This is a genomic window from Actinomadura sp. NPDC047616 (genome assembly GCF_040642915.1).
In the GTDB taxonomy this organism is placed as follows: domain Bacteria; phylum Actinomycetota; class Actinomycetes; order Streptosporangiales; family Streptosporangiaceae; genus Spirillospora; species Spirillospora miaoliensis.
Genome location: NZ_JBEYTB010000002.1, coordinates 99866 through 126693, shown reverse-complemented (window position 1 = coordinate 126693; position 26828 = coordinate 99866). Strand labels below are relative to the sequence as shown.

The following is a 26828-nucleotide window of genomic DNA, read 5'->3' as shown; positions in this document are numbered from 1 at the left end:
GATGGCGGACGCCGGCCCGTCGGCACCCGGAGCGCCGCGCCAGGCAACAGAGCCCGCCCCCGTGTCACACCCCTCAGCCCGCCTGCGCCCAACCCGCCGAGACGACCGACCCAGCGCGGGCAAGAGACACAGGGGAGGGGAACCCTGCGGGAAGGCGGCGATCGCGTCACGCCCCTGCGGTTCGTATGCTGCGGCCATGGCGCATGACGTACAGGCCGTCGAGTGGACGGGGCAGGGGCTGCGGCTGATCGACCAGACGGTGCTGCCTCACCGGCTGGAACACCTCGACGTACGAGACGTCGACACCCTTGTGGCCGCCATCCAGAACCTGACCGTGCGCGGTGCCCCCGCCCTGGGGGTGGCGGGCGCGTTCGGCGTCGCCATCGCCATCCGTCAGGCCGAACGGGAAGACTGGGACGACGCCACCCGCGACGCCGCCATCGAACGGATCCGTGACGCCCGCCCCACGGCCGTCAACCTCGCCGCCGGCGTCGACCGGGTTCTGCCCCATGTGCCCAAGGGACTCGACGCCGTCGTGGCCGAAGCGCAGGCCCTACTGGACGAGGACGTGCGCGGCAACCGTGCCATAGGGCGGCACGGCGCGGACTGGATCCTCGCCCGAACCCCCGACCGCCCCCTGCGCATCCTCACCCACTGCAACGCGGGAGCCCTTGCCACCGCAGGCTGGGGCACGGCACTGGGAGTCGTCCGCGAACTGCACGCCCGCGCCCGCATCGAGGTCGTCTACGCCGACGAGACACGCCCCCTACTGCAGGGCTCACGCCTCACCGCCTGGGAGCTGGAGCAGTCAGGCATCCCCTACCTGATCCAGGCCGACGGCGCGGCGCCCGCCACCATCCTGCGCGGACTGGTCGACGCCGCCGTCGTCGGCGCCGACCGGATCGCCGCCAACGGCGACACCGCCAACAAGGTCGGCACCGTGAGCGTGGCCCTGGCCTGCGCCGAGGCGGGCATACCGTTCGTCGTCGCCGCCCCCTGGAGCACCGTCGACCTGAACACCGCCTCGGGAGGCGACATCCCCATCGAGGAGCGCGCCCCCGAGGAGATCCTCGCCTGGAACGGCACGCGCGCCGCCCCCGACGGCGCCCGCGCGTTCAACCCGGCGTTCGACGTCACCCCGGCGAAGCTCGTCAGCGCCCTGGTGACCGAGACGGGCGTGCTGGAGGTCTCCTCCGGTGCGACGCCCCAACACGCGTCCTCCCGCTGACCGCCGTCACACCCACGGCAACGCGGAACGCTCGGCCCAGTACCGTTCCGGCGGTACGGCCAACGCCATGACCTCCGCCAGCTCCTCTTCCCCCAGCGACACCGTGGCGGCCGCCAGGTTGGACTCCAACTGCGCCGGGCTCACCGCCCCCAGCAACACGGTTCCTGCCCACTCCTGCGCCAGCACCGCCGCAAGGGCGACCGCGTCCGGCCCCACCCCATGCCGGGCCGCCACATCCCGCACCACCTCCGGCGCCTGGACGGCGAGCCTGCCGTTGGCCATGGCCTCCTTCACCAGCACATGAGCCCCGGCCTCGTGCGCCTCCCGCAGCGCGTCCCCCACAGACGGCTCCAGCAGATTCCACGTTGACTGCACCGCGTTGAACAACCGCCGCCCCGCCACCTCGAGCTCCATCGCCTTGCGCACGGTGTCGCCCTGCCGGGGCCCGGACGTGGAGAACCCGACCCTTACACCCTCATCCGCCGCCTCCGCCAGCGCGGCCTGCAGGGCCACGTCGCTGAACAACGGGCTGTCATGGGTCAGGGAGTGCACCTGGTAGACGCTCAGCCTCTTCCCCAGAAGGCCACGGGTCTCGGCGTACTGGGCCCGGTAACGGGCCAGGCTGTGCTCCTTGACCTCGTGGACGTCGGCGTCCATGCGCCACCCACCGACGTAGGCGTAACCCCACTTGCTCGACACGACGACGTCGTCATGCCCCCGCGCGTCGAGCCACCCACCGAGGAACTCCTCGGCCAGCCCATAGGACCGCGCCGCGTCCACCCACCGGATCCCGGCCTCGTACGCGGTGTCCAGCACATCCCACGTGGCCGCGCGCATCTCCTCGACGCCGCGCCGATCCGGCAACTGGTCACCACGCCCCACGTTGATGTACGCGGGCCGTCCCAACGCCGCCAGCCCCAAACCCAGCCTTCGCATTACGCCTCCATCCCGCACGCCGATCACCACCGAAAACTTATCCACAGAATGGGGTTCTACTTCTTTCTTCGCCGTCCGTGGCGAACGATGTACTCACGGCAACGAAAGGAGTCCTCATGAGTCCCGAAACCCCTCGGACGCACTACGCCTTCCGCCAGTTCGCCGCCCTGGTGGGCATCACCGCCTGGCAACTGCGCCTGGCCCGGGAGCACGGCCTCCTGCCCGAGCCCGACCTCGACGGACGCCGCTGGTCCGCCGAACTGGCCGAGCGCTGCACCGACCGCAGGCCGCAGATCCTGTCCGCCTTCGGCGAGCAGCCGCCGATCGGCGCCGCCAAGGCCGCGGCCCGGCTCGCCCTGCGGGTCGGCCTCGACGTCGACCGGGCCGACATCGAGATCCTCGTCGCCCGCGGCGACCTCTCCGTGATCAGCCGCTACCAGGGCAACCCGGTCTACCTGCTGCGGGACCTGGACGCCCTCACCTCCGAGACGATCACCTCCGTCGTCGCCACGCGCAAGGGCCCGCTCCTCGACACCGTCGACGCCCGCGGCGCCGCCACGATTCTCGACTGGCCCAAGGACGTCTTCGAACGCATCGCCGCCGAGCGCGAACTCGGCACCGACCAACTGGGCCGCTACTCCATCGACGACGTCCGCGCCCTGGCCGCCGACCACGACGTCGCCGAGCGCGTCCGCCACGAGCAGCGCCGCGCGGCCCTGCTGAGAGCCCGCCGCAACCAGACCCGCTGCGAGAACACCCTCCGCGACTGGCTGCGGCACTGCACCGCCTACCTCGAAGGCGCAACCGCCGCCCCACCCAAAATGGCCGACGCCGGCCGCGCCCTCCGCGCCCTGGCCACCGCAAGAGCCACCACCCAACCCGAAAAACTCCCCGCATAGCCAGGAAAAGCCACCCTCACCAAAAGCACCGCCCCAGACCTGGCCCAAAACCCACGCAGCAAAGCAGTCTCCCGCACCTCGCCCGTCGGCCTCCCCACGCCTGCCGGTGGCGTCACAGCTGCGCACGGCCGGTCCGGGGCCGTGCGCGTGCCCCGCCCGCGGCGCCCCCCAGCCTCCCTCCCCGCCCCGACGAGACCCACCTCACGCCGACTCGAGGCGACCAAGCCACGACCACCTGGCCCCAGCAGGCGTCCGCACGCCACCCATCGCCCCTGTCTACGCCCGCACACCGTCATCCAACGGCCCATGACAGCCAGCACACGACCGCCAGCCCCCCTCGTAAAGGCGGCAACGCGCCACCCGTCGGCCCTGTCTGCCGGGAAGCCGGGCACCGTCGTCCGGCGGCTCATGACGGCCGGCACACGGGCGCCGGGCCCCGCCTCGTGAAGGCGGCGGCATGCCGCGCGTTGGTCTTGGCTGCGGCCGGGCACCGTCGTGGGCGGTTTGTGGCGGCCAGCACACGTCCGCCTGGTCCGGCCTTGTGAAGGCGCCCGCGTGCCGCGCCGGTCCTGGCTGCGGCCGCACCGTCATGCGATGGCTCGTGGCGGCCGGCACGGCCGCCGGGCCCTGCCTCGTGAAGATGGCGGCGTGCCCTGTCGACGCTCGCTGCGAGGAAGCCGGGCACCGTCGTGCGACGGCTCGTGGCGGCTAGGAAATGGCCGCCTGGTCCGGCTTTGTGAGGGCGGCGGCGTGTGGCCCGTCGGTCCTGGCTGCGGGGGTGCGCACTGTCCTGCGCGGTGCAACAGTCAATGACCAGGTGGCCTCGGGGCGGGCCGCCGACGGACTGGCCGCGATCCTGGACGACCAGGCGTAGTGCCCAAGGCGGGCTGAGTGTGCAGTCGTGTGTTCAGGCGCGCTTCGGTGTTCGTGAGCCGCGTCGCCGCTTCTTGGGGGTGTCGTTCCGGACGACCGCGTACAGACGGTCGCGGGCCTCGGTACGGGACATGGCGGGAAGGCGTTCGGGGAGTGCGCCGACCACGCTGGACGGCGCGTCGATTCGCCCATCGTCGTCCACCGTGACCCGCTCGCCTGGCCAGTCGCCCAGCAGCACGGCGGACACGTCGCCGGGGTGGCGCGCGAGGAGCTGGGAGATCCGGTCGGCCTCCTTCTCGCAGTCGGCCACCAGCAGGAGACGGCGTGCGTGCGGGGCGGTCGCCTCCCTGCGCATGGCCAGTTCCGTCTCCATGTAGGCCAAGGCGGCGTCGAGGTTGCCCGGGATGAACAGCCCGTCCGTGGAATCGTCGAGGAGGTCGTCCTCGGCCAGGCCGAACAGCATCGTGGCGTCGGGGCGGGGGATCACCACCAAGGCGCTGTCCCGGTACTCCTCCAAGGCTGCCAGCGCCATGACCCGTGCGCTCGCGGCGGCGCCCTCGCCCGTCAGGCAGAGCAGCGGGAGCGTGAATGGATCGAGGGCCGGCCGATAGGTGAAGGGCACGGCCGGCTCCTCCTCGGCAGGTGGGGAGCCCGCCAGCAGAGCCGAGGCGGCCGCCGCGAGGATGCGATGGCGCAGCGGGTACCCGATGGCCGCCACGGTGGGCAGGAGGAGGCCGATCAACAGCAGCGGTTGCAGGGACCGCGCCCCGCCTTGCTCCTCGTCAACCTGGGCCCGAGGAGACGGCCGCACGGAGGCCGGCGCCGAAGTGGAGCTCGGCGCCATGGTCTTGGCCACCGATGGTGAAGGACTGACGCGGGAAGGAGCCGGCTTGGGCGGACGAGGGGCCGCGGCCGTAGGACGAGGCTGCGCTTTAGGCGCCCGCTCCCGGCGCTCCTGGTTGGATCGCCGAGGGGGAGTCCGGCCTGGACGAGGCCTGTCCGTCCATGATCTTCGCTGCATCGCCTCCCACATGTCCTTGCAGAGCCGGGCGGTGTACCAGTCGGCGAAGTACGGGGCCTGGCGGCAGGGCACGGGCCGGACATGGCGCCGATCGGGGTCGGGTCTGGCCGTGGCGTGCGCCGCCCCGGGCGTGGCGAGGGAGAGGGCGCCCGCCATGGCCGCGCTGCCCAACAGCCCGCACGCGCACCGCACGACCGCTTTCCGAACCCGGCCGACGCGTCTGGGATCTGGCAGAAGGTGCTTCATTCTCCGCCCCGGGGGGATCGCCGCGGACATCTCAGACTCACGATCGTAGTCAATTTGACTACACAGCGTTGACGATTGCTCACACTCGAGGTTTCGCCCACGATGAACGCCCGCCGCAAACGTCACCTACCAGGACCAACTCGCCTCGCCACACGTCAAAGTCCATGGCGTAGGACCCCGACACGCAACGACCACGCACCGCCCTGCCCGATGCCATCAACCCCTACGCCGCCCCCACCAAGCGCCTGCTGAACCAACCGAGCGGCCGTGCCCTCGCCCGACGTACGGCGCCAACTCCCACGCTTCCCCGAGCCGCCACTTACACCGACCCCGCCACGTGCGCCGACGCGCGCCATCTGTGCCGAGGCCGCCCATCTGCGCTGAGGCTGTTACCTTGCCGACCTCGCCACGTGCGCCGACGCGTCACCCGCTCCGACGCCGCCCACCTGTGCCGATCGCGGCGGCTGGAGCGCCGACGGCCGCAGCGAATACGTGCGCGGCATCGGCTGGACTACGTCCACACCGACATCGACGACCGTCTCGGCTGTCTACGCCCGAGCTCCACTCAGCGAAAGGCGCCACAGTCGTGGAAATCGTCAGATCGGTCTGCGGCATCGCGCCGTGGCCGAGCACTTCGGCGAGTCGATGATCGTGCTGCGCCCATCGCCTAAGGACTGCGCGGGCCGCGGCGCGCGGCGCCCGGCCCCGGGACGGAGAAGGCATGCCAGCGACCGCGGGCGCCGCGACGCGCAAGGTCTGGACTCCGAGATCTCCCGCTGGTCGCCGAGATGGTGTTGTCATGGCTCAGATGACCCGTGGATGTGCGCTGGGAGCACGGACGGCCCAACGCCCATAACGCCAATACCTCCGACATCCCCTCCCGCCTGGTCATCGCCACCGGCAGAACGGCGGCGTCCCTCGGCGCGACCGTCGTGCGCGTGCTGCGCGAGCAGGACATCGGCCTGGTGCTGGAGTGGCTGGGGTCGCCGCGGTTCGGGATTGGGTGGATGAGCGTCTGTAAGCGACGGGGACTAGCGCAGATACGGCGGGCTGACCTGGATCTGCCGCGGGCGTGGGGGCTCTTGGAGGTTCCGGAGAGGGCACGGTTCTCGGCGCCGCAGTGGTTGCGGCGAGCGCCGTAGCTCCAGTCGGGTGCGGGGATCGGTGCGCGTGCTGTCACCTCGGCGACACGGCCGCCAGATCGGGGACTGGGGCAGCTGCAGGGTGACTGGGTCGTCGAGAGTCTTTCCCATTGGCGCGTGCCGACCGCGAGATGTCATGGTCGGCTTTCGCAGGGTGGTGGTTGGGAGGCTCACTGGCCCGGCCGCCGGAGAGTGCCCGGCCGCCGGAGAGCGGCGGCCGGCCGTCGGAGAGTGGCGGCCGGGCGGGACCGCGCCTGCCGTTCGGCCGCGGTGGTCAGGGTGACCACCGCGGCGTCGGCGAGCCGGCCCGTGAGGCTCAGGTGTCCGGGTGGTCGGTGTGGGCGCGCAGGCGGAAGAGGGCCGCGACGAGGCCGCCCCAGACGATGAGGATGGCCACGATCATCATGATGATGGCGTCGGCGGACATCAGCTCGCTCCCTTCTGGACGGCCCCGGGCGCGGACGCCGGCTCGGCCTCGGCAGTGGTGGCGCGGCGCCGGAGCAGCAGCGCCAGGACGGCGCCGACGACGATCACGCCGCCCGCCACGCCCCAGCCGGCCGCGTTCAGGAACCAGGTCGGGTAGCCCTCGTAGTTCTCGGCGAACTCCCCGCGCAGGCTGTCCCACATCATCCAGCCCAGCATCAGCGGGGTGATCACGCCCAGGCAGACCCGCCACCACGTCCCGACTCGGACCGCCGAGGCCGTGTTGGCGTGCTCCTGCATGGCGGGCAGGCGGCGCAGGACCCAGCCGACCACGATCAGCACCACCAGGGCGGCCAGCACGATGCCGTACTGGTTGATGAAGTGGTCCACCACGTCCAGCAGGTAAAGGCCCTGGTCGGTGGGGAACAGCGCGATCGACACGGCCGCCACCGCGCCGCCGACGCCCAGCACCGAGGTGCGGCGGCCCAGGCCGAAGCGGTCCTGCACGGCCGACACCACGACCTGCACGATGCTGATCAGGGAGGTCATCCCGGCGATCACCAGGGAGCCGAAGAACAGCACCCCGAACACGTCGCCGCCCGGCATGGAGGAAATGATCTTCGGGAAGGCGATGAAGGCGAGCCCGATCCCGGACGCGGCGACCTCGCCGACCGGCACGCCGCTCGCGGACGCCATGAAACCCAGCGCGGCGAACACGCCGATGCCCGCCAGCAGCTCGAACGAGCTGTTGGCGAATCCCGCCACCAGCGCCGACCCGCTCAGGTCGGACCGCCGGGGCAGATACGAGGCGTAGGTGATCATGATGCCGAAGCCGATGGACAGCGAGAAGAAGATCTGCCCGTAGGCCGCGACCCACACGCTCCCCTCGGTGATCTTCGACCAGTCGGGTGAGAACAGCGCGTCCAGGCCGGTGGCGGCGCCGTCCAGGAACAGGGCCCGCACCACCAGGATGCCGAACAGCACCACCAGCAGCGGAATGAAGATCTTGTTGACCCGTTCGATGCCGCCCGCGATGCCGAGCGCCAGCACCCCCAGGGTCACCACCCACACCGCGACCAAGGGCCAGGCAACGCCCGCGACGTACGTGGAGATGCCGCCGGGCGCGTCCGCCGCCTGCAGGAACTTGGCGCTCAGGAACTTCTCGGGGTCGTTCCCCCACTGCTCTCCGAAGGAGAAGCCGATGTAGCGCACCGCCCACGCCATGATGACGGCGTAGTACACCGCCACCACGAAGCAGATCGCGACCTGCCACCACCCGATCGCCTCGGTGGGCCGCGACAACCGCCGGAACGCCGCAGGCGGCGCCCCCCGGAACCGGTGCCCGATCGTGTACTCCAGGATGAGCAGCGGAATCCCGGCGGTGAGCAACGCCACCAGGTAGGGGATGAGGAACGCCCCGCCCCCGTTGTCGTACGCGACGTAGGGGAACCGCCAGATGTTCCCGAGCCCGATCGCCGATCCGATCGCCGCGAACAGGAAGCCTCCCCGGCTGGTCCACTGCTCGCGTCGCTGGTCAGGCACTACCCGACCCTCCCATCTCTCGCTCGTCCCCGCTCCCGGCAGCACACCCGCCGAAGCAGCCCCCCATTATCGACCGTCCGATTAGGTGCTTTTGGGTCGCCGCCCAGAGTAACCCCTTCGTGACACAGCCAATACATCCGCCAGTCTTCGCCCCACCGCGACCGGCGAAAACGCACGTTCCGCCTGCCCGCGCCACCCGCCGACATGCCACCTGCCCTCCTCCTCCACGCCCCGCACCCCCCGCATGATCCGGATACGTGTATGGCCCAAAGGGCCCCGTTCATACATCCCGCTGCCGCAACCGTCAGACAGGACCCTCATCGCCCCCGCGTTCACGTATCCGCCAACCGCAGGACGCACAGCACCCGGAGGGCAGGACGCCCCGCCGTCCGGAAGGCCGATGCCGCGCACAACACGCCACGGACGTCCGGGATAGGGGAGCGTGCACCGCGAACGGTGGTTCCGCACCGCGCTACCCCGATGGTTCTCTCCGGCCGCGCCCTGCTATACGGCCACGTCCCCTGACGAGAGGCGGGTGCCGTGCATACGCAGCAGGTGACTCGCTCCAAGAGGCCGATGGCGCAAGAAGGCGCGACCGCACCTCCCCGCTTCTCGAACGGCCGCCAGCGGCCAGGGGCTCCGCCGGAGCCGGCGGCCAAGACGTCACCAGGCCGGCTGGCCTGTCAGCGTCTCGGCAGAGGCAGGTCGCTTTGCCCGGGAGAACATCCCGCGGTCGGCGCCGGATCGACAGTCCTGGCTCTGCTCAGTGGCTGATCTCCTGGTCAACGCCTGTGTGATGGGCAGTTCCAGAGCCGCCGCGCACCGCCCGTGCCTGTTCAGGGGGCCCTCACCACGGTCGATGGGCCGAGGTGTGCGGCATGACAGAAACGTTGGGATCCATGACTTCGCGGCTGCGGCCGTGCTCAGCTCTGGTGGCTTCCCGGAACTTGCCCGTTGAGGTCTTCTGGTTGTTTCGTCCAGCGGGGGCGAGGAGCGTTCGAAGCCTGACCCCCGAGGTCGATCATGTCGGCGAGGTCGGACCGTTCGTAGCCGAGGAAGATCTGGTGAAGTTGGCGCAGCAGCAGGTCACGGTGTTGCGGGCCGAGCCCGCGCAAGAATTCGTTGATCAGGCCGGGCACCGGATCCTGTGGGGGACCACCGTCCGGGTGCGGCCTGACGAGGGCGGCGGCTCGTTCGAAGACGTGGTCCATCTCGACCATGGCGGTGAGCTTGTCCGGCCTGCCGTCCATCCACCACAGCCGTGCCAGAGCCGGGTCGGGGAGCACACGTTCGCCGAGCACCCGCAGCTGATCGAGCTTCGCCCGCTGCGCGGCCTCGGCCAGGGCCGTCTCCCGACTCAGTGCCTCCATCTGTTCGGCGAGCTCGCGGCCACCCTGCTCGGCGGTCAACGTGGCCTCGGCCGCGACGAGCCCAAGGCCGGGCAGAAGATCCTGGAGCGCGAGATTGACCGCGGTCTCGGCCTCGCCCACCTCCAGAACCGAGTGCTGACAGGCAACCTGCCGTACGCAGTCGCGCAGCCGCTGCTCGGTCCTCCAGCGCCGGTCCGCCGTGATTCGAGCATTGGCGACCGCCCAGACGGCCCGGACCGACGCGGTGAAGTAAGCCTCCTCCAACCGGCTCGGCACCCGGGCTTGCAACGTGGCGACCGACCCGCCGGGGCGGTTGCGCTCGGTCAACACACGCAACAGCGCGAAAAGGCCGTCGAGCAGCATGTCGAACAGACGCCTCATGCCTTCTTCTCCTTCAGGCGTGTGAAGGGTGGGGAGCGGTGGCGAGGTGGGCCAGGACGCGGCGTTGCCCCCGCTCGAGCAGTTCCAGGCCGAGCGAGTCGCGGGACTCCTGCGCCGCGTCGGCCGTGCCCCGCCAGACCTGGACGACCTCGCTCAGGTTGGCGAGATCGATGTTGGTCCTGCAGGTCGCGGCGAGAATCTCGATGACCGTCTCCACGGGTGCGTTTCCGTGCGCCGCCGCCTCCAGCCAGGCGACGGCCGCCGAGATCGCGGCCGGCTTGTGCGTGGCGTCGCGGAGGGCTTCCCGCCACAGGAAGGTCAGCAGGGAGGCGATGGCGCTGCTCCGCACGGCCAGGACGACGACAGTGTCGTGGTCGTCGCGCAGGGCGGTGAGAGACAGGAAGGCCCACACCCCTGTGGAGCGTCGCGGGTCCTCGCCGGCAACCCACGAGGCGATCTCCCGTAGCACCGCGTGGCGCATCCGGGGGTCCCGTGCCAGCGCGGCCATGGCGCCGACGCTCGCCCCGCGGACCCGCTCGCTGGCCCGGACGGCGAGATGCCGGAGACGGGTGAGGGCGATCTGGGGGTACGCCCTGGCGAGCGGACCGGAGCACACTTCGGCGACCACAAGATGAAGCTGCTCGGGCGTGGCGCCCGATCGAGACCACTCGTAGAGCCGCTGCCGGACGGCCCGCCCGATCTGCTCGCTGACCGCGGCCGCGGTCAGCGAGGTGACCGCGAGCGGCCGCAGCGCGGGTGAGCCGGTGGCCCATGCCGTGGCGGCGCCGGTGACCAGGTCCACGTCGCCTTGACGCAGGGCGAGAGCCGTCAGGCTGTCCGCGGCCCGCGCACTCGCCGGGTCCGCGGGGCTGGGCAGGTCGATGAGCCAGCGCCTCAGCACCGCCTGCAGATGGGGACGGTACCGCCACACATAGTCCAGGACGGACTCGGCGTAGGACGGGCGACCGAACCGGACCCTGCCCTCCCGCAGTTCGGCATCGGCGTCGGAGACGACCGCCGCGATCTCGGGGCCGACCAGGGGGGCACCTTGCGGACGGGGCAGGTTCACCGACTCGGCCAAGCGGTCCGCGGCGGTGAACACGGTCGCGGCGGGGGCGTCGTCCAGCGCCGCCGTGGCCAGCAGCAGAGCCCGCCGGTAGCCGTGTTCGGGATCGCTGGTGGAGTGGAACCACTGCCCGAGCCGGTCGGCCCAGTTGGCGGCGGCGTTCAGCACCTCATCGGTCTGCTCCGCTTCGGGCACTCCAGCCTGCAGGACTGCGTGGACGATGCGCGCGAGCCGTACCGCGTCGGGTGGGCGAGCCCTCAGGAGCCGCTGGGCGATACGTCCCCGTCCGGCCCAGTCCACAGCGACCCTGTCGCCCGCCAGACTGCGCAGATGGGCGTGGAACACCGCCAGCCCTTCCGGCTCCGTGAGTTCCACGGTGGGGACGGCATGAGGATCGATGTCCAACGCGGCCCAGTCGTACTGGCGTGCCCGCACCACCAGAGGGGCCCTGGCCGCGCGCAGGCGGGCGACCAGATCGCCGACACGGGTCGCGGCGCCGTCCGACCTGGTCGCCTCGCGGGAGGCGTCCAGGTCGAGCAGATAACCGTGCCCCTTCTCCACGTCCAGGGAAACGCCGGTGTTCTCCTCGTCCAGCAGCACGATGCGCGGGGTGACGCCGAGGCCAGCCAGCAGGGCGATGCCGGTGGTGCGGCGGCCGCAGCCGGTCTCGCCGACGAGCGTGACGGCGCCCTGCCGAAGCAGCGCTTGCCGCGCGGCCGTGGACGCACCCGTCGCGACGTGCAGCATCTGAATGCGCCTGACCGTCTCGGCGTCGAGAGCCATGGCCTCGAGGGATTCGGGTAGGGACTTGACGAAGTACTGCCTTACGTCGCCGTGGAACTCGCCGCCCGAGATGGAGTTCCCGACGTCCCCGTCGATCGTGGTCATGACAGGGCGCCTCCGCTTTGCTGGACGTTCCCGGTGAACGTTCCTCCCGAGATGGAGTTGCCGACATTCCCATGGATGCTGGTCATGGACGACGCCACCGGCGGAGCGGACCGGCCGGGCGGCTCCGCGTCCGGTTCGTCGCCGCCGGCCTTGCGGGACGGCGTGGGCACGTACAGGTAGGCCGGCTGGGCGAAGGCCTTGTCCTTCACCTCGGCGGTGACCCGCTCGAACCGGTCGGGATGCAGCTCGGTGTGCCCGGCGACGACCGCCTCCTGGAAGACGCGCTCCGACACGATGGCGCCGAGCAGGGTCACGTCGGGGTTGCTGTTCGCCATCACCTCCCTGATCGGGCGAGAGTCCAGCAGGCGGAAGGTGTCATTGGTGGGCGTGCCGATCCCGTCGCGCGGGTCGCCGCCGTCATCGGGCACCGCCCCCATGTTCACCGCGACGCGCAGCCGGAGCCGCAGCGTCCGGCTCCGCGCGCGCAGCCGCTCGTCGTGCTCCTCCAGGACCTCCTGCAACGTGTCGAGCAGCGGATGCAGCAGGCAGGGAACGTCTTCGTGCGGCACCCCGAACAGGTAACCGTCGCCGGTCCCCTCCTCGAATCGTCGCGCAGACCACACCTCCGACAGATCGCAGCGGTCGAAGGCTTCCGCGAGCACCTGTGGGATGGCCGCGCTGAGTTCCGGTTGCGGCCTGCTCGGATTCTTGCTGAAACCGACCGCGTCGACGGCCATGATGCCGCGCATCGGCGGCATCTTGCGGGTGACCACCATCCGTACCCCTTCCTGTCGTTGGTCCGGTGCCGAGCATCAGCCGAACGGGGCGCCCGCCTTGTCCAGAAGTAGACGCAACGACGGTCGAATCGCCTTACCCCTTCTCGGCCAGGGCGCGGAGCGCGGCTATGTCGCGCACCGTCAGGCGTCCCCGTCCCGTGATGACGACGCCGTTCCGGCGAAGCGGGGCCAGCTCGGCCGCCACCGCCGAACGCGACAGGCCCGTGGCCCGCGCAAGCTCCTCCTGTGACAGGGCGAGGACGGGCCGGTCGCCGCCCACGGCGTCGGCCAAGCGGCACATGACACGGGCGAGGCGGGCTCCGGCGGGCAGTTCGGCCAGTTCCGCGCGAACGTCCTCACCCTCACGGAATCGGCCCAGGATGTGCCGCATCAGAACGTCCTGGACGCCGAGTTCGTCGACGAGCCGCCGGAACCGCGCTCCACCGACCACCCGGGTCGTGCACGAGCCGGCCGCGACGACGTTCGCCGACCGCTCCGTGCCGTCGAGCACGGCGATCTCGCCGATCGCCTCACCCGGTCCGCGGAGCGCGAGCAGCAGCTCCTCCCCGTTCGGCTCGAACCGGGTGACCTTGACGATGCCCGCGGTCAGCAGCAGCACGTGAGTGCCGGGATCGCCCTGCCGCACCAGAACCTCACCGGCCGCGAACCGGCGGTCCGTCCCCGCCTCCAGCAGCGCCCGCCACACCCGGCCAGGGAGCAGGGCACCCAACCCTTGCAACTTCGCCATTCCCACGGTTCCTCATCGACTTTGATCTTCGTTCTTCGCCGTGCCGACGGACCGCTCCTCATACGCCGGCACGCGATGCGTCGACGGCGATTCACAGGCCGCACCTTACTCATTTGGTGCGGCATTGCGTGAAGGCCGCGTCTTGGTCAATAAACGTTAAACGACGTCAGTGCTCGCCAGATTTCGAGATTGCCCCGTATGGCATCCAGTCCCAGGCGTTCCTCCGGTACGCGGCGCCGTTGGGTGAACAGGTCACGGACGGCGGACCTGTGCGGCTCCGGAAGCCAGTGCAGGAGGTCATCATGACGTGTGCCCGCCCCCCTGTTGCTGGGGTCCGGCATCGCCCACTCCTCCCGCCTGGTGAGAAGGTACGCGTAGCAGGGGACGGCCGGACGGAGCCGTGGCAGGCCGTGCTCGGCGGCCACGGCCGCGGCGCCGGCGGCCGTCTGGAGGCCGAGGACGTCGATGTCTCCGAAATAGTGCGTCGTCCGCGGTTCAGGTCGAAGAAGCGGCACGCTGAGAACGCTGCGGACGAAACCGTTGCCGCTGCCCCAGCCGATGTGGAGGTCAGGTCGGTCGGCTGCGGGCATCTCACGCAGCGCGGTGAGAAACGAGGTGTACGTGGCGAGGTTCTCCAGCACCAGAAGTCCTGTCGGTCCCTTTCCCGGTACGTGCTGCGAGGCGAAAGGGAGCGGCGGCTGGTGGCAGGCGAGAAGGTCCAGGGAGAGCGCCCCTGAGGTGAACAGACGGCTCTTCGAATATGTGTCGATGGCCTTCTCGTCGCCGAACAGTTCGGCCGAGCGCTCCTGAACGGGCACCACGCTGGGGTCAGGGTGGTCCCGAAGCCAGGCGGCGATTCGGTCGAGGATTTCGAATTCGTCGTTCCGAGTGGCGATGCGGCCCGCTTCCTCCAGGGCGTGCGGCCACACCCGCGGCGCCGCCCGCGGTGGTGGCGGGGCGGGTCTCTCCGCCTTCGTCACCCAGCGGGGCAGGGCCGGGACGGCGCGGCGGTCCCAGCCCGTCGCGGAGCCGGCGGCCGGCAGGGTCACCTGTCCGGCGGCCGCCAGATTTTGCAGAGCCGTGCGCACGACGGACCGCAGCTCCGGGGCGCCGACGAGTGCCGGGTGAAGCGACAGCACCCCATCCAGAAGATCGTCGACCAGTACTCTCCTTCTCTTCGACGCGGCGACGAGCCGGGACAGCTCCCCGGTGATATCCGCCGTCACGGGGCGCCCTCCGCCTCGGGCTCGTCCCATACCTCGTCGGCATGGGCGACGCGGACGCCGTCGACCTCGCCGCCTGCCTCCGCGTCGGGCGAGCCGGCGGTACCGGGAGCGGGGACGTCCGGGACGATGTACCGGCGATCCCGGCTGCGTCCTTCCCTGTTGTCGAGCCGGATGATGTTGGGGAACTGGATGACGGCCGCGGGATCCTTCACGCCGGTCGTGTAGACGAGCTGCACGCCGTGCGCGGCCGCCACGTCGCGTTGCAGCCGGACGAGCGGAGCGGACGAGGCGCGGCCGATCGGATTGTCGAGCAGCAGGACCCCTCCGGAACGGCCCCTGCGTCCGGCGCCCGTGGCGCGCAGCGCCGCCAGCGTGCAGTAGAGCGCCACGCAGACGGTGAGCTTCTCGCCGCCGGACCATTTCGCCAGGCGGCTGATGTCCTCGGTGACGGCGCCCTGGTCCTCGGCCGGCTTGAGCACCTTGACGGTGAACCCGCGCGGCCCGACCGACTCGTGCACCGCCGCCTTGAGCAGCGGCATCCCCTCGGGACTGAGCCCTTTGGCGATCACCTGGTCGATGACCCGTTCGGCGTAGGCGATCAGGTCGGTGTCGCCCGGACGGTCGAACGCGATGCGCAGCACCTTTCGCCCCGCCCAGGAACCGTGGGAGGTGGGCATGCGGGAGGCCCGTTCGGCCCTGCCGAGCGTGTCCAGGCTCTCCCGGACCAGATGCGCCAGGGCCTCGCCGATGATGACCTGGTCCTTGGCGATGGCCTCCAGTTCCCCGGTGAGCGTCTGAGCGCGCAGCCGCAGCTTGCCGGCCAGGTCGACGGCGTGCGGGGCGAGCACCGCGGCCGGGTCGTTGGCCACCCGGTCCTTGATCGGCCCGTTGATGTGGGCGAAGCCCGAGGCCGTGCGGCGGACGGCGTCGACGGCGCCGGCCAGTTCCGTCTCCTCGTCCGCGCGGCGCTGGTCGGCTGCGTTGAGCGCCAGGTTGACCTTCCGCGCCTGGGCCCGTGCGGCGAGGTTGTCTCCGTCGAACGGAGCCGCCGGGGGCGTCTGCGTCGGCGGCAGCAGCTCCAGGTAGGTCTCGAAGTCGGTCGCGCGGCCGTTGGCGCGGTCGATCTGCCGTTCGAGTTCCGCCAGTACGGCCTCGGCGTTGGTGGCGCGCTCGGACGCCTCCAGCGCGAGGGCCTCCTGTTCCGCGGCGAGCGCGTCGGCTTCGTCCGAGTCGCCGGGGGCGACGGGCAGCACTCGCCTCGGCGGCTGGCGGTATCGCCGCTCGACCTCACCCAGTGCCGTCTTGCACACGTCGACCTGCCGGCTTGCCCGGCCCCGCTGGTCGAGGGCCTGTTCGTATGCGGTGCGGGCGCGTTCGAGGGCGGCGGTCCGCAGGGCCGGCTCCTGGCCGTCGGGCGACGCGAGAACCTGTTCGGCGTGTGTCCTCAGGTCGGAGTCAACGCCGCCCAGTTCGCCCTCGGTGTCCGCGACTCTCCTGGTCAGGGTGGCGACACGGTCGGCGAGGACCGATTGCGACGCGCGCTGCTCGACGGCGCGGTCGGCCCTGCGCCACTGCTCCCGCAGGGCGTCCAGCGGAGTGGACGGGTCGTCGGTGACGTCGATGTCGGCGAGCGACGGGCTGGACAGCTCGGCGGCCTCGATCTGGTAGCGCTTGGCCTCTTCCGCCTTGAGCACCGCCCTGGTGTGGTGGGACTCCGCGTTCTCGCGGGCTCGCAGCGCCGCGGCCGCATGGCGCCGCTGAAGGTCCTTCGCCGCCTCGACGCGGGCGTCGGCAGCGTCCAGACGTTCGAGCCAGATGTCTCGTTCGGCGACGATGGGGATGACCTCACCGAGCCAGCCGACCGAGGCGCTCAGGCGGCGGCGCAGGCCCTCCAGGCGCTCGCGGTCGGTGTCGTCCAGCCGGTCGGCCTCGTCCAGGCCGGTGCCCTCGGCGCGCAGGTCGTTCTGCTCGCGTTCGATGTCCGCGAGCAGGGAGTCCAGGCGCGCGACCTCGCTTTCCAGGACGTCCAGGTGGCCACGGGGACAGTCCCCCAGGAAGCCCTCAAGGGAACGACGCAGGTCGTCGTCTGCCGACCGTTGCGCGATGAGCTCCTTGTCGCGCAGCTGGTGGGCTTTGGCGCGCTCCTTGAGCAGGCGTACGGCGGCCTCGGCGAGACCGGCGTCGACCAGGCCCGGTTCGAGACGGCTCCACGCGGGGGCGACGCCTTCGCGGGGCGCCGTGGAGGCGCGCACCAGATCGTCGGCGTCCCGCGTCGAGTAGAGGTTCACCAGCGACGTGGTGACGACGCCGTGCGCGTCCAGCAGCCTGACCGCGTCTGTCACCGATCCGGTCGGGACGACGACACCGCAGCCGAGCCGCGCGATCGCGGGGACGTCCAGGGTGGTCATCAGCAGGTCCGGCGGCAGCACGCCGCGCAGGTGAGCCCAGCCGGACTCGGCCGGGATCCCCGCCGCGACGAGCTCGTGCACGACCCTCTCGGCGTCCAGGCCGGTGGGCAGGACGCCGTCGCGTTCCTGGGCCGTGATCGTCCGCTCGTCGGCGTGCCGCTCGGCCATGCGCAGGACGCGTTCGTTGTCGGCCGCCAGTATGGCGTCGCCGAGCCGGCGCAGGAGCGTCGGAGCCTCCGCCCACAGGTCGAGGGGCTCGTCGGCGGTGGCCTCGGCGAGGTCGCGCAGCCGGGGGCACGTGGTCAGCGCCGACAGCCGCTCTGACAGCTCGGTGTGCCGGTCGGCGGCCTTCGTGCGGTCGTGGGCGGCCTCTCCGCGTGCCTGGGCGAGTTCGTTCTCCCGCTGGGCGATCTGTGAACGTCGCAGGCGGCGCTGCTCGTACCGCTCCCGCAGCCCGGCCAGTTCGGCCTCGCAGTCGGTCAGCTCGCGTGTCAGTGCCTCGCGGTGCGCGGCCGGGTCGGTGTCCTCTGCGGGCAGGTGGCCGCGATCCACCCCGGTGCGCAGCCTTTCCGAGATCAGCGAGAGCTTGGCCTGGGCCTGGGCCGCGTCGGAGTTGGCGGCGGCCTTTTCCTCGTCGGCCGAGGCGGCCAGGGACCGGTGCCCCTCGGCGGTCTCCAGTTCGGCCCGCCGCGCGGCCTCGGCCTGCTCGGCATCGGCGGCCGCACGCTCGGCCAGGTGCACCAGCCGCCGGTGAAGCAGCGCCGCGTACCGGTCCCGCTCGGCCCGAAGCGGCGCGATCTCCTCTTCTTCGGCGGCGGCGTCCAGTTCGGCCTGTTCGAGTTCGGCGCGCACTCTGGACAGGGCCGCCAGCCGCTGAGCCACCTCCCATGCCCGGACCTGCCGGTGTGCCGCGGCGGCGCGCTCCTCCGCCGTCGCCTTGGCCTCCTCGGCCTCGCCCACCCGCATCCGGGCGGCCTCACGCCTGTAGAGATAGGCCAGGTCGCCGGCCTGGGAGCGGTTGTTGTTGGCACGGGTGAGCTCCTGCCGCACCGCTTCCCGTTCCTGCGCCAGGTTGGACGCGGTGACGCGTGCCTGCTCGATCGTGCCGAGGAAGGACGCCGCAAGCGACGCCGCTTCCCGGACACGCGCCGCATGATCCGCACGCGCCTCCTCCAGCCGTTCGTGTCGCGCGGCGACCGTGTCGAGCTCACCCGCGGTGGCCACGCAGAAGTCGCGTTCGACGAGCTTCTTCGGCTTGGCCGCCAGCAGCGCCGCGACGTCCTTCAGGCGCTGGGAGACCCCGGCGGCCTCCTCAGGGGGGGTGGTGAGGTCGAGAAGGAAATCGACGAACTCCTTGGCGGAGGCGAACTTGAACAGGTCCTCCACGCCGCCCTCGACGTGGTTCATCTGCTTCTGCGTGCGGTAGATGTCGGGATCGATGTGACGGTCGCGCAGCGCCCTGTCCCAGAGGTACTGCTTGTCGGTGATCGCCAGGTCGGCGCGGCGCAGGTGCGGCCGGGCCATTTCCTTGAGGGCGTCCAGGTACGCCGTGAGACGCCGCGGACGCCCCTCGGTGTCCGTGAACGGCAACGTGCCGAGTTCGATCACCCCGGGGACCACGTAGCAGGCGTAGAAGTGGCTGTGGAGCCGGTCTCGGGACCGGGCCGCCTCCACCGGGCGGCGAAGCCCCTCCCACTCGTGGACGACTCCGGTGATGAGGGTCTCCTCCGGTTCGCCGGTGAGGGTTCGGGCTCCCTCTCCCGGCTGCCACACCGCGACGACGTGCGACGTGTCACCGGAGTCGACGTAGTCGGTGATGCTGCGCTTGACGGCCCGGCCCATGAAGTCGTTCGCGGCGGGCAGCACCATCGCGTACAGAAGCGACAGGATGCTGGACTTGCCGCCGCCGTTGCGCAGCCAGACCACCGAGTCCCGAGGGAGGACGGTCCAGTCGTCGGCGGGAGCGGTCAGGTCGAGCGTGACGTCGGTGAACCGGGCGGAGCGCTCGCCGACGGAGCGGAACCGCAACGCGCTGAGCTGGTAGGTCATCGGGCAGAACCCCCTTCCGGCGCGGCGCCGGAAGGCACCGCGCCCGGTTCGCGGCCGGGACGCCGCTGGATCTCTGCGAGGAATCGGTAGGCGCCTTCCAGCGCGACCTCCCGCGCGTGGACGCGGAAGCGTTCGGTCATGGTCCAGCTGTCATCCGTCATCTGGTCCTGACGCGCCATCCCCTGGGAGGCGAGCCACCCGAGCATGGCGCGCACCCAGTACCGAGTGCAGGACCTCAACAGTTGGTTGGCTCCGCGTCCTCTTTCGCCGTGGACGACCGAGGGCATGTCGAGGTACACCCGCCACGCGTCGTCGAGCCCCTGCTCCGGAATCACCTCACCGGCCGCGTCATGGGACCGTAGCCGTTCGCACAGCTCCCGAAGCCAAGCGTCGAAGTCGCGTTCGGACACATGCCGCACGCGGTCGTCCGCCAGCTCCTCCGCGCTGGGGTAGGCGTAGGCGACCAGACCGGTCAGCACGAGTCCGGCGAGCAGCTTTCCCCGGTCGTCGGAGACGCCGGCCAGGTCGGAGACGCGGAACGCCAGCGGAGACTCGGGTTCCACTCCCAGGACGAGCCCATGGTCGCCGTCGGACAGCACGCGGCTGCCGAGGCCGTGCAGGACGGCGTCGGTGGCGGACCTGATCTCCTGCTCCGTGCGGTACCGGACCAGCACACGCTGGTACTCGGGGTTGCGGCCGGGGCGTCGGCCAGGGCGCAAGGCGTACGCCACCAGCGTCCCGATGTCGGTGTAGTCGTGCTGGGTGAGGCTCATGCGGCGTCCTCGGGAACGTGGGTGAACGCGATGGTGGGCACGGGAGCGGCGGTCGCGAGCGCATCGGCGTCGGGCGCGACGATCACGTCGTCGCCGTCCCAGCCGGGAAGGGAAAGCCGGGTGCCGTCGGCGCCGACGGCGGTGCGGGGGCCGAGGACGCGCCACATCAGGTCGTCGGTCATGACCTCCTCCATGTCGAGGTCTTCGGGGGAGTAGGCCCAGAGCACGGCCAGGGCGAGCACCTGCGCCGCGCGCCGCCGCAGGGCGGGGGAGGGGGGCACGGTGTCGCGAAGGCACGCGTCGATGAGCGTCGACAGCCGCGCGGGCAGCCCCACCGACTCGACGGCCCGGGCGGCGGCCTCGACGACCAGCGGGCCGATGAGCGGGGGCCGCGGCTCGGCGAACTCGGTCTCCTCGGTGTCGGGACGGGCGCCGCCGTCGCGCCCGGGACGATCCCACAGGTCGTTGATCAGGCGGTACAGCCGGGGAAGCCGGGGAACCCGTGGCCCCCACATGTCGACCAGGAACCGCTGGGTCAGGGTCAGCGCGTCGGTGCGGCGGAGTTCGAGCAGCGGCTCCAGCACCTGCCGTTGCGGGTCCGGCAGGGTGATCACGGCGGGCGGGCGGAACGACTGGCGTTCCTGTTCGTCGAGGAACACCCCGCGGGTCGTGATGACGCGGCGGTGCAGATCCTCGTGACGGCGCCGGCATTCGCGAAGCAACCGGTCGATGCGGACGGCCGCGGCCAGGATTTTCGGCTCAGCGCTTTCCAGGGCCTCGCCCACTTTTCGCAGCAGCCGACGCTCGGCGTTCAATCGTTCGCGAATATGATCACGGGCCGACTCCAGCCGGTCCGGAATCAGGGAGTCCCATTCGGTTTCCACCGAACGGAGGTCACGCCGCGTCTGCTTGATGACCCGGTCGAGATCGTCGGCCAGCCGTACGGAAAGGAGCCGGGCGCGTTCGGCGGATTTGCGCGCCGATTCGAAGGCGTTGCGGGCCAGCTGGCGTTCCAGCACCAGCTCGGTGGCCACCTGTTCGTCCTCGACGTCGAAGTCCAGGCCGCCGATCAGCGCGTTGACCGCGTCCGGGGTGGCGCGCAACACGTTCTCGTCGCGTCGCGGGTCGTCGTGCTCGACCAGCAGCGAGAACGTCACCGCGCGCCGCCGGTGCCCCTCCACACCCGCGTAGTCGCTGGTGGCATACCGGAAGTCGCTTTGGCGGGCGCCCCGGTTGAGCAGGGAGTCCACCACGAACGCCGCGACCTGGCCGTGCTCTTCGGAGGACCGGCCAGGGGCGGCGCGGGCGGCGAGCTCGCGCAGGGCGCCCAGCACGTCCTCCCGCGTCGCCTCCAGTTCCAGGCCCTGCCGTGCCACCACCATGTCGATCGCGGTCAGCGCCAACGTCACGATGTCGTAGGTGTCGGCGGGCCAGTCCCTCCGCCGGGCGCCCTCGGCCATCTCCACGACGGGGGAGAACCGCAGGAACGCGGCGACCCGTGCTGAGAACGAAGGGTCGTAAACGCTCAACTCCTCCGGGCCGTCCCAGGGGAGCTCGAAAGCGGGGAGTGGTTCGTCTTCGGGTTCGGGGGAATCGCCGAACAGGGGGTCCATGCGCCCGCCTTTCACCAGGTGCGCGGATGCCGGAATCGTAGGCGAGGCTCCGCCGATGGGCGGAGGAAACGCGAATTCACCGATGCGCCCGGCCATTTTCGGTCGCCGCCGATCTGTTCGGTCAGTCACCGCCGAGGGGAACGGTGACGCCGCCGGAGAACATCGAGTCGTGCAGTTCGATGGCCTTGATCTTGACGCCGCGCGGCACGTCGAAGACCAGGATGCCCTTCACGCCGTTCCCCGGGTTGATCTCTTCCAGGAACGACCTGGACTCCTCGCCCATGGCGATGACCGCCTCGCTGTCGGCCTGGAACTCGCGGCCCGAGGTGTCGATCAGCTTCTGGTTGCCGGCGTCGAACGTGCGGGCCCGGTCGCCGGTGTTGCGCACGGTGACGTGCACCAGCACGAACTGCCCCTGGGCGGTCTGGCCGAGGTACTCGTCACCGACCCGCCGCACGCCCTTCCTCACCTTGGTGACCGTGAACGAGAACTTGCCGTCGCGATAGGTCTTCCCGATTCCGTTCACCGGCTTCTCGGCGTCCCGCTTCTTGCTGGACGTCGCGGTGGCTCGGCCGCCGGAGTCGGAGGAGCGCGCCTCCGTGGTGTCCGGGACGGGACCGCAGGCGGTCACCGCCGCCAGTCCGGCGCCGACCAGGAAGGCGTAGGCGCCGCCCATGAGCGCGCGCGTCCGGTGCGAAGTGTTGGTCTGCATGGCGATGTCCTCGCTCGAGGTTCGGAAAGGAGTGTTGTCAGGCCGCGTTGGCGTCAGGGCAGCCGCCGTCGTGCCAAGCGCGGACGAAGGCGTCGACGAGGCCGTGAGCGCGGCCGATGGAGTCGAGAGGGTCGGTGATGCGGCGTCGCGCGATGGACGCCAGCGAGTCGGCGGCCTCGTTGAGCGGGTGGCCCGTGTGGGCCCGGACATGCTCGACGCGCAGGCCGCGGCGTGCCGCGACGTGTCGGGCCAGCCGGACGAGCGTCGGGGCGCCGTCACGGCGCGGACGGAGGCTGTAGCCGTCGGGCATGCGGGCGACGTCTCCCTCCTGCCAGGCCCGCAGGATGCGCACCGCGCGCAGGCTGTCCACGAGCAGGAGTGGCGCGGCCTCCCTCTCCAGACGCGACATGAGCAGCGCGACGGCGCGCAGCTCGCTGATGAGCACGGCGCGGCGGTCGGCCGATTCCGTCGGCCCCAGGCGGCGGCCGTGCATGCCCCACCGGCCGTCGCTGGTCACGTATCCGGTGCCGAACGCGCCCTTCTTCCAGCTGGCGTCCGTCGCCGCGACCAGCCTGCCCCCGCGCTCCGCCCAGGCGCGCACCTGCCCGTGCGACGCGGGGTCGGTGGCCCGGACCGGCCGCGGCGCGGGCGGAAGGTGGGGACAGCCGGCCGCATGGGGACCGGTCGCCGTCCGCCGCTCGGCCTCGGTGATCAGTTCCTCCGCCCGGACGACGGCGCCGTCGCGGACGGCGGCGAAGCCGAGCCGCAGTGCCTCCCGGGCCGCCCCGCAGCAGTCGCAGCCGTACGCGCGGGTCGCGCAGGCGCGCATCCGCTGGACGCGGACCGCCAGGACGGGCGGCAGCAGCGCGACCTCGGCGTCGAACTGCCGGAGGGGCATGGTGGTGAGCAACATGGACGGCTCCGTTCACAGGGGGCGTGACGGCTGGCGTGTTCACAGTCAACCAAAGGAAGAGTGTGAACGCAATCGACCAACGATGCGACGACAGGGTCTTCTATGTATCTCCGCAGGTCACGTCCTTGGGAAAAATGTGAATTCAATCAACCGAGCTTCTGTGTGTTGAGTCGTCACCAGGGCTGGGCTAGCGTGTGAACGTCCGCGCCGCCGTCCGGTGGCGCCCGAGCCGGGGAGACCCAGTGGCAGACGACGCGACGGTCACCGCCGCCGACATCGCCCGCCTGGCGGGCGTCGGCAGGGCCGCGGTCAGCAACTGGCGCAAACGGCATGACGACTTCCCGCAACCCGTCGGCGGCACCGCCACCAGCCCGTCCTTCTCTCTCGCCGAAGTGCTGGAGTGGCTGCGGACACAGGGCAAACTGAAGGCCTCCACGGCGGACGAGCATCTGTGGCAGGAGCTGCGCAAGGCGGCGGACGAGGTGGATCTCGCCGACGTCCTGGCGTTCGCCGGCGCCTTCCTGCTCTACCGCCACCGCATTCCGGGCCACTGGGACGAGATGGCCACGCGTGCCGACGATGAGATCGCCGCCGAACTGCCCGGCGAGATCCGCGCGACCCTCGCCGAGCTTCCGGGCGACACGACATTTCCGGAGGCGCTGCGGCCCGAGCAGGTGCCGACTCTCCGCAGCCTGGCGGCCATGGCCGCTGAACGCGGCCCGCTCGAGATCTTCGAGTTCCTGCGCGAGCGCTACCTCGACCTGCACAAAAGACGCCTGTACGAGACGCCCCGCGAGGTGGTCCGGCTGGCGTTCGACCTGATCGACGAGCACCCGCGGACCGTGCTGGATCCGGCCTGCGGCTCGGGCGCGTTCCTGCTCGGCGCGCTCGACCGCCCCCGCCCGCCCGAGGGCCTGATGGGGCAGGACATCGATGACGCGGTGGCCCGCCTGACCGCCCTACGCCTTGCTCTGCGCATCCCCAACGCGCAGGTGCACGCGGGTGACTCCCTACGTCATGATGCGTTCCCGGCCGCTCAGGCCGACCTCGTCGTCTCGGCGCCTCCGTTCGGCGACCGCAACTGGGGGCACGACGAGCTGGCCGCCGATCCCCGTTGGGAGTACGGCCTGCCGCCACGCACCGAGTCGGAGCTGGCGTGGGTCCAGCATGCACTGTCCCACTGCAAACCGGGCGCATGGGCAGTGCTGCTGATGGCCCCGGCCGTCGCGTCCCGCAGCGCCGGTCGCCGTATCCGCGCGCAGCTCCTTCGACGCGGCGCGCTGCGCGCCGTCGTCACTCTGCCGTTGAAGGCCGTGCCGAATGTGGCCGTTCCGCTGGCCCTCTGGGTGCTGCGGCGGCCCGTCTCCGACGACCGGCTGCCCAGCCAGGTGCTCATGGTCGACGCGTCGCCGGCCACCATGGACGACTTCGGTGCCCTGGCGGTGGAATGCTGGCGCCGCTTCGCCGCCGCACCCGAGGACGAACTCGACGCCCCCGGCCGATGCCGCGCCGTCCGCATCATCGACCTGCTGGACGAGGAGGTCGACCTGACCCCGGCCCGGTACATCACCGCTCCCGCGGCGGCGCCCGCCATCGAACGGGTCACCGAGGCACGCGCCGAGGTGACCGCGCTCCTCGCCGGGCTGACCGATCTGGTGCCCGAGGTGGAGCCGGGGGATGCGCCCTCCGACGCGCCGCTGGTCACGGTGGCGGAGCTGGCCCGGATGAGCCTGGTCACCGTGCACCGGGCTCCGCCGCACCTCGCCGCCGTCCAGCCCGACGAGGTCCCGGCGTCCCAGCGATCCGCCGCACCGACCGCCGTGCTGACCGGTAAGGACGTGGTCGTCGGCGGCCCGCCGTCCGCCGTGCTGGACGGCGAGCGCCCCGACGACGCGGTGGAACTGCGCACCGGAGACGTGGTGGTCCCATCCATCATCAGGGCTCCGGCCGCACGCGTCGTCACCGACCACGGCACCGGGGCGGGCGCCCTGCTCGGCCGGAACCTCTACCTGCTGCGCCCCGACCCGCGGCGGCTCGACCCGCATTACCTCGCCGGAGTTCTGCGCAGCTCGTTCAACCTCCGGCACTATTCCGTGATGTCGTCGAGCTACCGGGTGGAGGTCCAGCGCGCGGAGGTGTCCCTGTTGCCACTGGCGGACCAGCGCCGGTACGGCGAGGTGTTCCGCCGCCTGGAGGAACTCGACACCCGGCTGCGCAGCGCCGCCGAACGCGGCACCGAGCTGGCTCGGCTCATCGGTGACGGCCTGGTTGACACGAGCCTGCGTCCGAAAACGGCCATTCCGCACGGCGACCCGGCGGAGGCCGGATGACCTCGCCTCAAGCGATACCTCGCCCCCGGTGCGCACCCCACCGACCTGCGCGGACACCCCACCCGCGGAGGTCAAGCGCGGTGCGGCCACGCGTCCGGCCGCTTCGGTCACGCACCGCGCGCCCTCGGCGACCCTCCGGTAGGGGCCGCATGACCGTGGAGAACGCCATATCCTGGCTGCCCGGCAGCTTGATCATCTCTGTCGGCGCGGTCCGCACCGTCGCGACTGGGCAGGTGGTTATGGAGTCGCTCCGTCCGTCCGACCCCCGCGATATCGGGGGCATCGCACTGCACGGAAGGCTGGGCGAGGGCGGCATGGGCGCGGTCTACTTCGGGATCACCGCCGAAGGGCAGCCGGTCGCGGTCAAGGTGATCAGGAAGGACTTCGCGGATCACCAGGAGCTGCGCGAGCGCTTCGACCGGGAGATCGAGGCCATGGAGGCGGTCCAGGGGCCCCGTGTGGCGTCGCTGGTGGCCGCCTCCGACCCGGGGGACGAGCAGCCCTGGCTGGCCATGGAGTACGTGCGCGGCCTGACGCTCAGGCAGTTCGTCGACGAGCACGGCGAGCTCACCGCCGACATGGGCGCCGCCCTGGGCGACTTCCTCGCCGAGGGGGTCGCCGCCATCCACGCCGCCAAGCTGTTCCACCGCGACCTCAAGCCGGCCAACATTCTGCTCGGCCTCGACGGCCCCAAGGTCATCGACTTCGGGCTCGTCGCCCTCGCCGAGGCCGAGCACCATCTCACCGCGACCGGCATGATGCTCGGCACCCCGCTGACCTCGGCGCCCGAGCAGGTGGAGTCCCCGAAGAACGCGGGCGCCGCCGCGGACGTCTACTCGCTGGGCGCCACCCTCCTGTACGCGCTCGCCCGCCACTACCCATACGAGCGGCCGACCGTCCCGGCGCTGCTCAGGGCGATCACGGACCGTGACACCGCCCCGGACCTGTCCGGGGTGCCGCCGACGCTGGAGCCGGTCATCGCGGCGATGCTGGCGTTCGCCCCGGAGGCCCGTCCCACGCTCGCGGAGGCCGCCGACGAGTTCCAGCAGGTCTACGGTGTCGCCGGGCTGAGCCGGCGCGACGCGCGCATCCACCTCGCCACGCTCACCTACGTGGCGCGGCCGTCCGACCCGCCCACCGACCTGGACCCGCCCAGGCCGCGGCCCGCACGGTCCGCCCGCCGGGAGACACGGCCCGCCACCCCGATGGTCAAGGCCCTGGCCGAGCGGCTGGAGAACGTCTACCAGCGAGCTGTCAGGCTCTGA

18 protein-coding genes are annotated in these 26828 nt (G+C 71.4%); 4 read left to right on the top strand and 14 right to left on the bottom strand.

Going from position 1 to position 26828, the window contains the following annotated elements:
• Positions 1 to 196 precede the first annotated feature (196 nt).
• Entirely contained in the window at positions 197 to 1228 is a 1032-nt protein-coding gene (gene mtnA, locus ABZ801_RS04920; RefSeq protein WP_360692960.1) for an S-methyl-5-thioribose-1-phosphate isomerase, read from the top strand.
• Between the two features lie 6 nt (positions 1229 to 1234).
• Here mtnA and ABZ801_RS04915 read toward each other — a convergent pair whose 3' ends face one another.
• Positions 1235 to 2164, bottom strand: coding sequence for an aldo/keto reductase (locus ABZ801_RS04915; RefSeq protein ID WP_360692957.1), 930 nt, complete (start codon positions 2162 to 2164; stop codon positions 1235 to 1237).
• A 116-nt stretch (positions 2165 to 2280) separates the two neighbouring features.
• Between ABZ801_RS04915 and ABZ801_RS04910 the strand changes: the two genes are divergently transcribed.
• Positions 2281 to 3063 (top strand): hypothetical protein, encoded by a 783-nt coding sequence (locus tag ABZ801_RS04910; RefSeq protein WP_360692954.1) that lies wholly within the window; start codon positions 2281 to 2283, stop codon positions 3061 to 3063.
• Positions 3064 to 3970: 907 nt separating this feature from the next.
• On the opposite strand, the gene ABZ801_RS04905 is transcribed toward ABZ801_RS04910, so the two are convergent.
• The 13 genes from ABZ801_RS04905 to ABZ801_RS04845 form a co-directional block, all read right to left on the bottom strand.
• The gene (locus ABZ801_RS04905) at positions 3971 to 4678 is read right to left on the bottom strand and encodes a hypothetical protein (protein ID WP_360692951.1); all 708 of its coding nucleotides are present in this window, start codon (positions 4676 to 4678) and stop codon (positions 3971 to 3973) included.
• A 1983-nt stretch (positions 4679 to 6661) separates the two neighbouring features.
• Entirely contained in the window at positions 6662 to 6772 is a 111-nt protein-coding gene (locus ABZ801_RS04900; RefSeq protein ID WP_344950817.1) for a methionine/alanine import family NSS transporter small subunit, read from the bottom strand.
• Entirely contained in the window at positions 6772 to 8310 is a 1539-nt protein-coding gene (locus ABZ801_RS04895; RefSeq protein WP_360692948.1) for a sodium-dependent transporter, read from the bottom strand. Before ABZ801_RS04895 ends, ABZ801_RS04900 begins: the two co-directional genes overlap by 1 nt.
• Before the next feature lie 923 nt (positions 8311 to 9233).
• On the bottom strand, positions 9234 to 10061 hold the full coding sequence (locus ABZ801_RS04890; RefSeq protein WP_360692945.1) for a hypothetical protein: 828 nt from the start codon (positions 10059 to 10061) through the stop codon (positions 9234 to 9236).
• Between the two features lie 13 nt (positions 10062 to 10074).
• The gene (locus tag ABZ801_RS04885; protein ID WP_360692942.1) at positions 10075 to 12015 is read right to left on the bottom strand and encodes a hypothetical protein; all 1941 of its coding nucleotides are present in this window, start codon (positions 12013 to 12015) and stop codon (positions 10075 to 10077) included.
• Complete coding sequence (locus ABZ801_RS04880; protein WP_360692939.1) at positions 12012 to 12791, bottom strand: hypothetical protein; 780 nt, start codon at positions 12789 to 12791, stop codon at positions 12012 to 12014. The genes ABZ801_RS04885 and ABZ801_RS04880 overlap by 4 nt, the downstream gene beginning before the upstream one ends.
• Before the next feature lie 94 nt (positions 12792 to 12885).
• Positions 12886 to 13539: a Crp/Fnr family transcriptional regulator gene (locus ABZ801_RS04875; protein WP_360692936.1), complete on the bottom strand. Its 654-nt coding sequence runs from the start codon at positions 13537 to 13539 to the stop codon at positions 12886 to 12888.
• A gap of 146 nt (positions 13540 to 13685) precedes the next feature.
• The gene (locus ABZ801_RS04870) at positions 13686 to 14765 is read right to left on the bottom strand and encodes a hypothetical protein (protein WP_360692933.1); all 1080 of its coding nucleotides are present in this window, start codon (positions 14763 to 14765) and stop codon (positions 13686 to 13688) included.
• Entirely contained in the window at positions 14762 to 19222 is a 4461-nt protein-coding gene (locus ABZ801_RS04865; protein WP_360692930.1) for a hypothetical protein, read from the bottom strand. Before ABZ801_RS04865 ends, ABZ801_RS04870 begins: the two co-directional genes overlap by 4 nt.
• Positions 19219 to 19995 carry a hypothetical protein gene (locus ABZ801_RS04860; protein WP_360692927.1) on the bottom strand — a complete coding sequence of 259 codons (777 nt, stop codon included), beginning with the start codon at positions 19993 to 19995 and terminating at the stop codon, positions 19219 to 19221. The genes ABZ801_RS04865 and ABZ801_RS04860 overlap by 4 nt, the downstream gene beginning before the upstream one ends.
• Positions 19992 to 21608 (bottom strand): hypothetical protein, encoded by a 1617-nt coding sequence (locus ABZ801_RS04855; RefSeq protein ID WP_360692924.1) that lies wholly within the window; start codon positions 21606 to 21608, stop codon positions 19992 to 19994. Before ABZ801_RS04855 ends, ABZ801_RS04860 begins: the two co-directional genes overlap by 4 nt.
• Positions 21609 to 21729: 121 nt before the next feature.
• Complete coding sequence (locus tag ABZ801_RS04850; RefSeq protein WP_360692921.1) at positions 21730 to 22320, bottom strand: DUF4352 domain-containing protein; 591 nt, start codon at positions 22318 to 22320, stop codon at positions 21730 to 21732.
• A gap of 37 nt (positions 22321 to 22357) precedes the next feature.
• Positions 22358 to 23233 (bottom strand): RNase H family protein, encoded by an 876-nt coding sequence (locus tag ABZ801_RS04845; protein ID WP_360692918.1) that lies wholly within the window; start codon positions 23231 to 23233, stop codon positions 22358 to 22360.
• Positions 23234 to 23475: 242 nt separating this feature from the next.
• Here ABZ801_RS04845 and ABZ801_RS04840 point away from each other — a divergent pair, with 242 nt between their 5' ends.
• Entirely contained in the window at positions 23476 to 25563 is a 2088-nt protein-coding gene (locus ABZ801_RS04840) for an N-6 DNA methylase (RefSeq protein ID WP_360692915.1), read from the top strand.
• Positions 25564 to 25712: 149 nt separating this feature from the next.
• Positions 25713 to 26828, top strand: a complete 1116-nt coding sequence (locus ABZ801_RS04835) for a serine/threonine-protein kinase (RefSeq protein ID WP_360692913.1) — start codon at positions 25713 to 25715, stop codon at positions 26826 to 26828.